Consider the following 12806-nt stretch of genomic DNA (forward strand, 5'->3'; position numbering starts at 1 on the left):
TATCAACTGTCTGTTTTCGCTGGTAACTAGAATCTCCAGCCAGTTCCGCGTCATTATTCCTTACGCGGTTGAGATGGTTGGGTTGGATGCCTGCCTGAATATACCCTGCTGGAGTTTGGGTTATCCGTAGAGCATCTATGAGCATAATTAATCTGTACAGACAATATCGGGACAAGTGGTGGGCGCTGCCGCTGGTGTTACCTACTCTCTTACTTCCCCTGGCGAGATGGACAAATACCTACGCTGAGCTGAACGGTAATGAAGTTTCTCTTTACTATTTACCGCTGGCGCTGGTATTGAGCCTGATGCTGTTTTTTGGCTGGAGCGCGCTGCCCGGCATTATCATCGGGCTGTGGTGCACGGTGGCCCGTCGCATGGCTCCGGAAGAGGCAGTCGGCGTTATCTTCCACTTTCTGATCCCGGTGGTATTGTGCTGGGGCGGCTACCGTATTTTTGTCCCGCGCAGGCAGCAGATCTCGCACGGTAACGTCGGCCTGATGCCGCAGAGGCTGTTCTGGCAAATGCTGCTGCCGTCGGCAATATTCCTCGTGCTTTCTCAGTTTGCCGAGTACCTTGGCCTGCATCCTCGCGCCACGGGCCTGATCGGCATTGACCCCTTTAGTTTACGATCGCTAATCACTTTCCAGGCGCTGATGGTCGGGTGTTTAACCGGCGTACCGCTGTGCTATTTTCTGCTGCGCATTATTCGTAATCCATTACATATACGCGGATTTATTTCGCAAATTCGCCTGCAAATTGACCCCAAAATAAAGCGGGTTGAGTTTATTTTCTGGGCACTTACGCTGTTAATGTTATTAGTACTATTATTAATACCCTTGAGTAATACCAGTACGATATTTAGCACAAATTATACATTATCATTACTTATGCCGGTGATGCTGTGGGGAGCGATGCGCTTTGGCTATCGCTTTATCGCGATGGTCTGGACGCCAGTATTAATTCTTATTATCCATTTTCATGACCGCTATTTGCCGTTCTCGATGGGCTACAATAATCAGCTGGCTATCACCTCATCCAGCTACCTGGTGTTCTCGTTTATTATCGCCTATATGGCCATGCTGGCGACACAGCAGCGGCTGATCCACGCGCGCGTGCGGCGAATGGCGTTTCTCGACCCGGTGGTGCATATGCCGAATTTACGCGCGCTAAGCCGGGCCCTCGAAAGCTCGCCGTGGTCGGTGCTGTGCTTTTTGCGCATCCCTGAGCTGGAGCTGCTGGGACGGCACTATGGGGTGATGCTGCGCATTCAGTACAAGCAAAATCTGGCAGAACACCTTAGCGCCTTGCTGCAGCCGAATGAGGCCGTTCATCACCTCTCGGGCCACGATCTGGTTATCCGTATGAACTGCGACGATCACAAGGCGCGAATCGACGCGCTGGATAAACACCTGAAGCAGTTTCGCTTTGTCTGGGACGGGATGCCGCTGCAGCCCGCGGTGGGCCTGAGCTACTGCAGCGTGCGCTCGCCGGTGAAGCATCTGTATTTGCTCTTAGGCGAGCTGAATACCATTGCCGATATGTCGTTAACCAGCGGTCACCCGGAAAATATGCAGCGTCGGGGCGCGATCCACGTCCAGCATGGGCTAAAGGATAAGGTGGCGATGATGAATCAGATCCTGCAGGCGCTGGAGCTGGACCGCTTTCGCCTGATGGCGCAGCCGATAGTCGGGATCCGCGGCGACAGCTACCATGAAGTGCTGCTGAGGATGGTGGGCGAGAATGGCGAAACCATCAATCCGGATAGCTTCCTCCCGGTAGCCCACGAGTTTGGCCTCGCTTCGCGGATCGATCTGTGGGTGCTGGAAAATACGCTCTCCTTTATGAACCAGCATCGGCACACTCTTCCGGGCCTGCGGCTGGCGGTGAATCTGTCGCCGGTGTCGGTGAGCCGCAGCCAGTTCCCACAGGAGGTGGAGCAGCGGCTGGCGCGCTTCGGGGTTGAGCCCTGGCAGCTAATATTCGAGCTGACCGAAAATCACTCGTTGAACAATCCGGAGCAGGCGCGACAAACGCTGGCCCATTTACAGGCGCTGGGCTGCCGCGTGGCGATCGATGATTTCGGGACCGGCTATGCCAGCTACGCTCGGCTGAAAAGCCTCAACGTCGACCTGCTGAAAATTGACGGCAGCTTTATTCGTAATCTGGTCACCAGCAGCCTCGACTATCAGGTGGTGGCCTCGATTTGCCATCTGGCGCGGATGAAGAATATGCAGGTAGTGGCGGAGTATGTTGAAACGGAGGAGATTCGTCAGGCGGTGATGTCGCTGGGTATCGACTACATGCAGGGCTATGAGATTGGCGAGCCCGTGCCGCTGGAGACGCTGGCTAACCTGGACGTGCCGAAGGCGGTTTGACGGGTAAAACAGGCCGGACGCAGAGCGCCCGGCCTGCCTGCTAGCTATCAGGCTCTTCTTCGGCAATCTTCAGCAGCCAGTCGGGTACGCCTTCCCAGTACTGCTGCTCTTTTTCCAGATCGAGCAGCACCAGCGCATTTTGGCTAAACCAGTCGTGCGGGAATACCAGCGTCCAGTGGTTGGCTTCGGTCTTCAGCTTCAGCGTCGGCGGCGTTGTCGTCGCCTGGCGCTGGTTGTTCAGCAGAATGCCGAGGCGTAAGAGCTGAATAAGCGGCAGGAACTGCTTTTTCTTAAACAGCGTAAAGCGCGGCAAATCGTCGAGCTTGATGGCCTTACGGTGATAGCGCACCAGCGTGGCCATCAGCATCTGCTGCTCCTGATTGAAGCCCGGCAAATCGCTGTTCTGCAGAATATATGCGGAGTGGCGATGCATACCGCTGTGGTTAATATTCAGCCCCACTTCGTGCAGCATAACCGCCCATTTCAGCAGCGCCGAAAGGTTCGGGTTATCCAGCTTAGGGTTCTGATCCTGCCACTGCTCAAAGATATGGGTGGTGGTCTCCAGCACCCGACGCGCCTGTTCGCGGTCGATATTATACTGGTTGGCCAGGCTTTGCGCGGTGCGGCTGCGGATATCCTGATGGCGGAAACGGCCCTCCATCTCGTACAGCACGCCTTCACGCAGCGCCCCGTCCGATAGGCGCAGCTCTTTGATGGCCAGCGCATCGAACACGCCGCACAGAATCGCCAGCCCCGGAGCAAATACCGCTTTGCGCTCTTCAGAGAGGCCCGGCAGGCTAAGCGAGTCGAAGTTTTTATACTTCAGCAGCTCAGCGACCAGCATTTCAAGGCGTTCAGGGGTGATAAAGCCGTCCTTCTCGCCCATGGCGATCAGCACTTCCTGAGCGGCCTTAATGGTCCCGGAGGCGCCGAGCGCCACGGTCCAGCCCTGGATGCGGAACTGCCACGCCAGGGTTTCCAGCTTTTGCACCGCCGACAGGCGCGCGCGCTGGAAATTCTCTTTGTTGATAATGCCGCCAGCGAAGTAAATCTGCGAGAAGCTGACGCAGCCCATTCTGCGGCTTTCGACCAGCCGCGGCTCGAAATCTTCGCCGATGACCAGCTCGGTTGAGCCGCCGCCGATATCAATCACCAGCTTGCGGCCACGCTCGGGCTGAGTATGCTCAACGCCCATAAAAATCAGGCGCGCCTCTTCGTTACCGGAGATTATCTCAATCGGATAGGGGATAACCTGCTCCGCGCGCTTGAGAAACTCGGCCGCGTTCGCCGCCTGGCGTAGCGTATGCGTGCCAACGATGCAGACGCTGGAGGGCGCAAAGCCCTGCAGGCGTTCGGCAAACAGCGACAGGCAGCTAAGCCCGCGCGCGATCGCCTCTTCGCTGAGCACGGAGTTTTCATCCAGACCATCGGCCAGATGAACCCGCTGTTTAAGGCGGCCGATGATCTGCATTGCCCCGTCGACGACACGGGCGATCACCATATGAAAACTGTTTGAACCAAGGTCGACCGCAGCAAACTCCTGGGGACGAGGGGCTTTTTCGTTTATAGGCATAGGTTAATCGGGCTGTTCGAGTGATTTGAGATAGTCATAGATCGCCATCTGAGCGCGAACTTTACGGCGGTTGCCGCGCGGCACGTAGCTATTACTCAGTTCTTTATCAAGATAGCGTGCTTTCACCGTGTCGTTGAACAAGATGTCAAAAATATCCAGCACCCGCTGTTTCAAACGCGGGTCAAGCAGCGGCGCGGCGACTTCAATACGGTAGTCGATATTGCGCGTCATCCAGTCAGCGGAAGAGAGCCAGACCTGCTTATCGCCGCCGTTTTCAAAGACATAGACGCGGTCGTGCTCCAGGAAGCGGTCAACGATGCTGGTAACGCGAATGTTGTCGCTAATCCCTTCAAGCCCCGGTATCAGGGAGCACATACCGCGGATTAACAGGTTAACGGGAACGCCGGAGCTGGAGGCCGCGTAGAGGCGGTCAACCAGGCCCTTATCGACCAGGTTGTTCAGCTTAAGGGTGATCCCGGAAGGCTGGCCGTTCTGGGCGTTAGCAATTTCGCGATCGATCATCTCATACAGCAGGCGGCGCGAGTTCTGCGGCGACACCAGCAGATAGTCAAAGCTAACCGGACGGTACGGATTTTCGATAAAGTTGAACACGCGACGAACTTCATTGGTAATTCGCGCATCCGCGGTGATCAGGGAGTAGTCGGTATACAGGCGCGCGGTTTTTTCGTTGAAGTTACCGGTGCCGATATGGGCGTAGCGCACAACCTCGTCGCCCTCTTTACGCGAAATCAGGAACAGCTTGGCGTGGATCTTCAGCCCAGGTGCGGAGAAGATAACGTGCACGCCGGCCTCAGTCAGGCGCTTCGCCCAATGAATGTTGGCCTCTTCGTCAAAGCGCGCCTGCAGCTCGACCACCACGGTGACTTTTTTACCGTTGTGGGCGGCGTGGATCATGGACTCAATGATCCGCGAGTCTTTGGCGACGCGGTAAATATTGATTTTGATCGCCAGCACGCTGGGGTCGAAGGAGGCCTGGCGCAGCAGTTCCAGCACGTGCTCAAAAGTGTGGTACGGGTAGTAGAGCAGCACGTCGCGTTCGCGAATGGCGTCGAAACCGTTGCGGAACTTATCAAACCACGTGTGGCGCAGGCGCGGCAGCGGCTTGTTGACCAGGTTGGCTTTGCCGACGTTCGGGAAGCCGATAAAGTCTTTAAAGTTGTGGTAACGGCCGCCCGGCAGCATCGAGTCATAGCGTGAAATCGAGAACATGGCCCGCAGCATTTCAACCATGGTGTCCGGCATGTCGCGCTGATAAACAAAGCGCACCGGCTCGGCGGTGAGGCGCTGTTTCAGGCTGGAGGACATCAGCTCCATCAGGCTCGATTCCATCTCGTGCACCAGATCGTACTCGGCATCACGGGTCATTTTCATCGAGTAGGCGTTCAGCGCATCGTAATCGAAGAAGCCTTTAAAGATATCATCCAGGCAGTAGCGCAGAATGTTATCGAGCAGGATCATTGGCTTGCGGCGGCGCGGGGCTTCCGGCGGCAGGTTAACAAAGCGCGGAACTTTATCTGACGGAATTTCCAGCAGGGCGTAGTTAATGGTGTCGCCGCGAATGATTTCCACCGCCAGATAGGTGTAATCATCTTTCAAAAACTGGATCAGGTCCGTTTCGCGGTTAATCAAAATAGGGGTGATGTGCTGGCGCAGATACTGCTTAAAGTAGTTGCGCAGCCAGGACTGCTGGTTGACCGACAGCTGGCGTTCGTTAATCAGGAAGATCTGATTTCGCGCCATCTCCAGCAGCAGCTCATTGTAGAGGCTGTCAAACTCCTGGTCGGCCTTCAGCACCCGGGCCTGGATTTTACCTAATAAGTGGCGAGAATGGGCGGTACTACCTTGCTCTTCACTGATGATGATGCGGCGCTTAAGTTCAGCGAAGCGCACTTTATAAAATTCATCGAGGTTGTTGGAGTAAATGCCCAAAAAACGCATGCGCTCAATCAGCGGGTTGCTCTTATCCGCCGCTTCCTGAAGTACGCGTTCGTTAAAGGATAACCAGCTGAGTTCTTTCTCGATGTATAGCTTTTCCTGGCCCATTACAACTCACACTCCGGTTGATTGATGTTGCTTTTTCATTATGGCGAGCTTTGCCATTGAATGTCCAACTATGTCAAAGAAGTATGACAGTTTTCTTTCAACGCGCTGCGAAGAAAAGACGGTCGCTTTCCTTTGCTCGTTCTGTGTGCAAAAAACGCTGATTCTGATGCTTGCTGCCGCGCGTCGGGCGCAAAAAGGCATCCGTCGCCCGGGGTTCTGGCGCAGATGAGCGGTGACTGCGGTGGCAAAAAAAACGCCTCTGACGGATGTGAGAGGCGCTATCTATTACTCTTCTGCCGCATACCCCTGCGGCGGCAGAGGCGCATCGTCAAGCCAGGCCTGACCGCCCTCCATGCGCAGACGACCGTCGACAAACCAGCTGACGACGAGCGGGTAAATGGCGTGTTCCTGAGCCTGCACGCGAGCGGTAACGTCATCTTCGCTATCGCCGGCGAAAACCGGAACTTTGGCCTGCAGAATAACCGGGCCGCCGTCCAGCTCATCGGTGACGAAATGCACCGAAGTGCCGTGCTCCTCATCGCCGTTTTCCAGTACCTGGCGATGGGTATGGAGTCCGGGATATTTAGGCAGCAGGGAAGGGTGGATATTCAGCAGCCGCCCCTGATAGTGGGCAACAAACGCCGGGCTAAGAATGCGCATGTAGCCCGCAAGCACCACCACATCCGGCGCGTAGGCGTCGATCTCGTGCATCAGCTCGCGATCGAACGCTTCGCGGTTGGCGAACTGGCTGGCGGTGAGCGCATGGGTCGGGATACCGGCCTCACGCGCGCGTTCAAGGCCGAAAGCATCGGCCTTGTTGCTAAATACCGCTCGCAGGGTGCCGCCGATCTGTTTCCGCGCGCAGGCGTCAATCATTGCCTGCAGGTTACTGCCGCTACCGGAAATCAGCACCACGATGTTTTTCATTCAATGACCACACGCTGTTCGGAATCAGAGGCTTTGATATAGCCTATTTTCCACGCGTTTTCACCTTTTTCGTTCAGCAGAGCGAGGGCGCTATCGACGGCTTCCGGCGGCAGCGCGATGACCATGCCGACGCCGCAGTTGAAGGTCCGATACATTTCATGGCTGCTGACGTTGCCGGCAGTTTGCAGCCATTTGAAGACTTCCGGCCACTGCCAGGAGGACTCGTCGATCACCGCCTGGGTGTTATCCGGCAGAACGCGCGGGATATTTTCCCAGAAGCCGCCGCCGGTCAGGTGCGCAATAGCGTGAACTTCAACGTTTGCGATCAGGTCCAGCACCGATTTTACGTAGATGCGGGTCGGCGCCAGCAGATGGTCGGCCAGTGACGCACCGTTCAGGTCGGTGGTCTGCGGGTCGACGCCGCTGACTTCAATAATTTTACGCACCAGCGAGTAGCCGTTGGAGTGCGGGCCGCTGGAGCCCAGTGCGACCAGCACGTCGCCGTCGGCAACTTTGCTGCCGTCGATAATTTCTGATTTTTCTACAACCCCGACGCAGAAGCCCGCGACGTCATAATCATCGCCATGGTACATGCCGGGCATTTCTGCGGTTTCGCCGCCAACCAGCGCGCAGCCTGACTGCAGGCAGCCTTCGGCGATGCCGCTGATAACGCTGGCCGCCGTATCGACGTCCAGTTTGCCGGTCGCATAGTAGTCGAGGAAGAAGAGCGGCTCAGCGCCCTGAACCACGAGGTCGTTGACGCACATGGCTACCAGGTCGATACCGATAGTGTCGTGACGCTTGAGGTCCATTGCCAGACGCAGCTTGGTGCCGACGCCGTCAGTGCCGGATACCAGTACCGGTTCGCGGTATTTCTGCGGCAATGCGCACAGTGCGCCGAATCCGCCCAGTCCACCCATCACTTCAGGGCGGCGGGTTTTCTTCACCACACCCTTAATACGGTCGACGAGCGCGTTGCCTGCATCAATATCTACGCCGGCATCTTTATAGCTGAGAGAGGTTTTATCGGTCACTGCGAAGTCTCCACACATTTGCGGTAGCAAGAAAAATCGGCGCAATTCTAACAGGGATAGCAAACGTTTGCGAGCCTGCTTTACAGTCGGCGTTAATCGGCGGCGAGATGGACAAATTTGATACTGTTCACGAAAATGAAACCGGGTACATTCTTGTGCTTGCCTCGGCGCGCCAGAATGACCATCATGCCACTGAAACCGGTTTCTTTTTTTGTTTAAGCGAACCAAACGACGGTACCGAGGGGATTCAGGAGAGTGGACAGGATGATAATTGCCGCATTTGATATTGGTGGCACGGCACTAAAAATGGGCACTATGACCAGCACCGGCGAGCTGCTGGAGAAGGGAAAGCAGCCGATTCGCGACAGCGACGGCGAGCAAATTTTGCAGGCCATGCTGGCGTGGATCGCCGCGCACCCGGAGTGTGAAGGGGTGGCGATCAGCGCGCCCGGCTACGTTAATCCGCACACCGGCTATATCGAAATGGGCGGCGCTATCCGCAGATTCGATAATTTCGCTATCAAAACCTGGCTTGAACAACGGACCCGACTTCCCGTCGCCATTGAAAACGACGCTAACTGCGTGCTGCTGGCCGAGCGCTGGCAGGGCAAAGCCGCCAATATAAGTGATTTTCTGGTTCTGACGATTGGCACCGGGATCGGCGGGGCTATCTTCTGTAATGACCGGCTGGTGCACGGCGCAAGCTTTCGCGCCGGCGAATTTGGCTATATGCAGACCCAGCGCCCGGGCGCCCGCAACGTTCGTCGCTACTCAATGAATGAGAACTGTACCCTGCGCGTCTTACGCCAGCGCTACGCCGAGCATTTCGGCAAAACGCTGGAAGAGGTGACCGGGGAAGAGATATTCGATCGCTACGACAGGGGCGATGCGACCTGTCATCGGCTGGTGGCCGAATTCTTTAACGGCCTTGGCACCGGCCTTTATAACCTCGTCAACGTGTTCGATCCGCAGACTATCCTCATCGGCGGCGGCATCGTGGAACGGCCGGGCTTTTTGACGCTGCTGCGTGAACATCTGGCCTGGTTTGGCATTGCAGACTATATCGACACCGTTAGCCACGGCAACGACGCCGGGCTAATTGGCGCCGTTTACCATTTCAATCAGCAATACCGGTCGCCGACGGGCGATCGCTCATAAGGAAGAGAACATGTCTGGATTTAAAGAAGGTTTTCTGTGGGGCGGCGCGGTTGCGGCGCATCAGCTGGAAGGTGGTTGGCAGGAGGGCGGCAAGGGCGCGAGCGTTGCCGACGTGATGACCGCAGGCGCCCACGGCGTGGCGCGTGAAATTACCGACGGCGTAGTGGCGGGTAAAAATTACCCTAACCATGAGGCGATTGATTTTTATCATCGTTATAAAGATGACATTCAGCTGTTTGCGGAAATGGGCTTCAAATGCTTTCGTACCTCTATTGCCTGGACGCGCATTTTCCCGCTGGGCGACGAGCAGGAGCCGAATGAAGCCGGGCTGCAGTTCTATGACGATCTGTTCGACGAGTGCCTGAAGCACGGGATTGAGCCGGTTATTACGCTCTCCCACTTCGAGATGCCTTATCACCTGGTGAGCGAATACGGCGGCTGGCGTAACCGTAAGCTGATTGATTTCTTCGTGCGCTTTGCGCAGGTGGTGTTTAAGCGCTATCAGCATAAAGTGAAGTACTGGATGACCTTTAACGAGATCAACAACCAGGCAAACTTCCACGAAGACTTTGCGCCGTTCACCAACTCGGGGCTGAAGTTCCTGCCGGGTGAGGATCGCGAGCCGGTGATGTATCAGGCCGCGCACTACGAGCTGGTTGCCAGCGCCCTGGCGGTGAAAGCCGCGCGGGAGATTAACCCGGCGCTGCAGGTCGGCTGCATGATTGCGATGTGCCCCATTTACCCGCTCTCCTGCGCGCCGAACGATATGATGATGGCGATGAACGCCATGCACCGCCGCTACTGGTTCACCGACGTTCACGTGCGCGGTAAGTACCCTCAGCACCTGCTCAACTACTTTGAGCGCCGCGGCTTTGCGCTGGATATCACCGAAGAAGATCGCGTGGCGTTAAGCGAAGGCTGCGTCGACTATATTGGCTTCAGCTACTATATGTCGTTCGCCACCAAGGCCACCGAAGATAATCCGCAGCTGGATTATGACGAGACGAAAAGCCTGGTCTCCAACCCGTACGTGCAGAAATCGGACTGGGGCTGGCAGATTGACCCGGTTGGGCTGCGCTACTCCCTGAACTGGTTCTGGGATCATTACCAGCTGCCGCTGTTTATTGTTGAAAACGGCCTTGGCGCTATCGACGTGCGCGAAGCTGACGGCACGGTAGACGACCAGTACCGCATTGATTATCTCTCCGCCCATATCGCCGAAATGAAAAAAGCGGTGGTGGAAGACGGCGTTGACCTGATGGGCTACACCCCGTGGGGCTGTATCGACCTGGTCTCTGCCGGAACCGGCGAGATGAAAAAGCGTTACGGCTTTATCTACGTCGATAAAGACAACGAAGGTAACGGCACCCTGGCCCGCAGCCGCAAGAAATCTTTTGCGTGGTATCAGCAGGTTATCGGCAGTAACGGCGAAATACTCTAAACCGCCTGGAAGCCCCGTGAAACCCCGCCTGCGCGGGTTTTTTTTATTTTGATTTATACTGGCTCAGGCAGCGCAAAGCATTTTGGTTGATCCCGGTCAAACATATCGGCTATGGCGCAAATGGGAAAAAGCGGTATAATCCCGCGATTTTTTTTGTGGCTGCCCCTCAGAGGAGAAAGAGAATGAAGATTGTGGAAGTGAAACACCCACTCGTCAAACACAAGCTGGGCCTGATGCGCGAGCACGACATCAGCACCAAACGCTTCCGTGAACTCGCCTCAGAGGTTGGTAGCTTACTAACTTATGAAGCCACCGCCGACTTGGCGACCGAAAGGGTCACCATCGAAGGCTGGAATGGCCCGGTTGAAGTTGAGCAGATCAAAGGTAAGAAAATTACCGTCGTGCCTATTCTGCGCGCCGGCCTCGGCATGATGGAAGGCGTTCTGGAACACGTCCCGAGCGCGCGCATCAGCGTCGTTGGCATCTACCGTGATGAAGAAACCCTCGAGCCGGTGCCTTACTTCCAGAAGCTGGTCTCCAATATCGACGAACGTATGGCGCTGGTGGTTGACCCGATGCTGGCAACCGGCGGTTCGATGATCGCCACTATCGACCTGCTGAAAAAAGCGGGCTGCTCAAGCATCAAGGTGCTGGTACTGGTTGCCGCTCCGGAAGGGATTGCCGCGCTGGAGAAAGCGCACCCGGACGTCGAGATGTACACCGCGTCCATTGACCAGGGCCTCAACGAGCACGGATATATTATTCCCGGGCTCGGCGACGCCGGCGATAAGATTTTTGGTACCAAATAATTGCAGCATTAATAAGAAGCCGACTTTAAGAGTCGGCTTTTTTTTGAATAAAACACGCCAACAGCAACTAATAAACGACACTCAGAGGAAAACACTATGACGCGCCGCGCAATCGGGGTGAGTGAAAGACCGCCGCTTTTACAGACAATCCCGCTAAGTTTGCAACATCTGTTCGCTATGTTTGGCGCAACGGTGTTGGTGCCAGTCCTGTTTCACATCAACCCGGCTACCGTGCTGCTGTTTAACGGTATCGGCACGCTGCTGTACCTGTTTATCTGTAAGGGCAAAATCCCGGCCTATCTGGGGTCGAGCTTTGCGTTTATCTCCCCGGTTCTGCTGCTGCTGCCGCTGGGCTACGAGGTCGCGCTGGGCGGCTTTATTATGTGCGGCGTGCTGTTCTGCATCGTCTCCTTTATTGTTAAAAAGGCCGGCACCGGCTGGCTGGACGTGATGTTCCCGCCGGCGGCCATGGGGGCTATCGTCGCGGTTATCGGCCTTGAGCTGGCCGGCGTCGCGGCGAATATGGCCGGCCTGCTGCCCGCTGACGGGCAGTCGCCCGATAGCAAAACCATTATTATCTCAATGGTGACGCTGGGAGTGACGGTGTTTGGCTCGGTGCTGTTCCGCGGTTTCCTCGCCATCATCCCGATTCTTATCGGCGTGCTGGTGGGCTACGCGCTCTCCTTTGTGATGGGCGTTGTCGATACCACTCCTATCGTCGAGGCGCACTGGTTTGCGCTGCCGACCTTCTACACCCCGCGCTTTGAGTGGTTTGCGATTTTCACCATCCTGCCTGCCGCGCTGGTGGTGATTGCCGAACACGTCGGGCACCTGGTGGTGACGGCGAATATTGTTAAAAAGGATCTGATTCGCGATCCCGGCCTGCACCGCTCGATGTTTGCCAACGGCCTGTCGACGATGATCTCCGGCTTCTTTGGCTCGACGCCCAACACCACCTACGGTGAAAACATCGGCGTGATGGCGATTACCCGCGTCTACAGTACCTGGGTTATCGGCGGGGCGGCGATTATCGCCATTCTGCTCTCCTGCGTCGGCAAGCTGGCGGCGGCCATTCAGATCATTCCGCTGCCGGTAATGGGCGGCGTATCGCTGCTGCTGTACGGCGTGATCGGCGCATCGGGTATCCGCGTGCTGATTGAATCGAAGGTCGATTACAACAAGGCGCAGAACCTGATCCTGACCTCGGTGATTTTGATCATTGGCGTCAGCGGCGCGAAGGTGCACATCGGCGCGGCGGAGCTGAAAGGCATGGCGCTGGCCACGATCGTTGGCGTCGCCCTGAGCCTGATCTTCAAATTAATTAGCGTCCTGCGTCCGGAAGAGGTGGTTCTGGACGCGGCTGATTCGGCTGATGACGCCGAGGCAAAACGCTGATCCTCCAGCCGGGCGGCGATCCCGCCCGGT

The 12806-nt window shown here is 56.3% G+C and carries 9 protein-coding genes; 5 read left to right on the forward strand and 4 right to left on the reverse strand.

The genetic code is table 11. The annotated features are described in order from the left end of the window. The first annotated feature begins 137 nt into the window (after positions 1-137). Positions 138-2375: an EAL domain-containing protein gene (locus HCK03_RS06600; protein WP_143966629.1), complete on the forward strand. Its 2238-nt coding sequence runs from the start codon at positions 138-140 to the stop codon at positions 2373-2375. Positions 2376-2415: 40 nt separating this feature from the next. On the opposite strand, the gene ppx is transcribed toward HCK03_RS06600, so the two are convergent. The 4 genes from ppx to purM all read right to left on the reverse strand — a co-directional run bounded on the left by ppx (position 2416) and on the right by purM (position 7973). Next, complete coding sequence (gene ppx, locus HCK03_RS06605) at positions 2416-3948, reverse strand: exopolyphosphatase (protein ID WP_134527260.1); 1533 nt, start codon at positions 3946-3948, stop codon at positions 2416-2418. A 3-nt stretch (positions 3949-3951) separates the two neighbouring features. Next, complete coding sequence (gene ppk1, locus HCK03_RS06610) at positions 3952-6012, reverse strand: polyphosphate kinase 1 (RefSeq protein ID WP_041146692.1); 2061 nt, start codon at positions 6010-6012, stop codon at positions 3952-3954. Between the two features lie 285 nt (positions 6013-6297). After that, complete coding sequence (gene purN / locus HCK03_RS06615; protein ID WP_041146691.1) at positions 6298-6939, reverse strand: phosphoribosylglycinamide formyltransferase; 642 nt, start codon at positions 6937-6939, stop codon at positions 6298-6300. Then, positions 6936-7973 carry a phosphoribosylformylglycinamidine cyclo-ligase gene (gene purM, locus HCK03_RS06620; protein WP_115192131.1) on the reverse strand — a complete coding sequence of 346 codons (1038 nt, stop codon included), beginning with the start codon at positions 7971-7973 and terminating at the stop codon, positions 6936-6938. The genes purN and purM overlap by 4 nt, the downstream gene beginning before the upstream one ends. A 264-nt stretch (positions 7974-8237) precedes the next feature. Between purM and bglK the strand changes: the two genes are divergently transcribed. The 4 genes from bglK (at position 8238) to uraA (ending at position 12776) form a co-directional block, all read left to right on the forward strand. Further along, positions 8238-9131, forward strand: coding sequence for a beta-glucoside kinase BglK (gene bglK, locus HCK03_RS06625; RefSeq protein ID WP_041146689.1), 894 nt, complete (start codon positions 8238-8240; stop codon positions 9129-9131). 10 nt (positions 9132-9141) lie between these two features. Continuing rightward, positions 9142-10572, forward strand: coding sequence for a 6-phospho-beta-glucosidase (locus tag HCK03_RS06630; RefSeq protein WP_167691299.1), 1431 nt, complete (start codon positions 9142-9144; stop codon positions 10570-10572). Positions 10573-10754: 182 nt separating this feature from the next. Then, entirely contained in the window at positions 10755-11381 is a 627-nt protein-coding gene (gene upp / locus HCK03_RS06635) for a uracil phosphoribosyltransferase (protein ID WP_041146687.1), read from the forward strand. A 96-nt stretch (positions 11382-11477) separates the two neighbouring features. Beyond that, entirely contained in the window at positions 11478-12776 is a 1299-nt protein-coding gene (gene uraA, locus HCK03_RS06640; RefSeq protein ID WP_041146686.1) for a uracil permease, read from the forward strand. Positions 12777-12806: the final 30 nt, after the last annotated feature.

The sequence above is a fragment of the Klebsiella terrigena genome (assembly GCF_012029655.1).
Classification (GTDB): domain Bacteria; phylum Pseudomonadota; class Gammaproteobacteria; order Enterobacterales; family Enterobacteriaceae; genus Klebsiella; species Klebsiella terrigena.

What these genes read in the sequence shown, in the direction of transcription:
- uraA (WP_041146686.1), top strand. Translation starts at nt 11,478, where the DNA reads ATGACGCGCCGCGCAATCGGGGTGAGTGAAAGACCGCCGCTTTTACAG.
- ppk1 (WP_041146692.1), bottom strand. Translation starts at nt 6,012, where the DNA reads ATGGGCCAGGAAAAGCTATACATCGAGAAAGAACTCAGCTGGTTATCC.
- bglK (WP_041146689.1), top strand. Translation starts at nt 8,238, where the DNA reads ATGATAATTGCCGCATTTGATATTGGTGGCACGGCACTAAAAATGGGC.
- ppx (WP_134527260.1), bottom strand. Translation starts at nt 3,948, where the DNA reads ATGCCTATAAACGAAAAAGCCCCTCGTCCCCAGGAGTTTGCTGCGGTC.
- HCK03_RS06600 (WP_143966629.1), top strand. Translation starts at nt 138, where the DNA reads ATGAGCATAATTAATCTGTACAGACAATATCGGGACAAGTGGTGGGCG.
- HCK03_RS06630 (WP_167691299.1), top strand. Translation starts at nt 9,142, where the DNA reads ATGTCTGGATTTAAAGAAGGTTTTCTGTGGGGCGGCGCGGTTGCGGCG.
- purN (WP_041146691.1), bottom strand. Translation starts at nt 6,939, where the DNA reads ATGAAAAACATCGTGGTGCTGATTTCCGGTAGCGGCAGTAACCTGCAG.
- upp (WP_041146687.1), top strand. Translation starts at nt 10,755, where the DNA reads ATGAAGATTGTGGAAGTGAAACACCCACTCGTCAAACACAAGCTGGGC.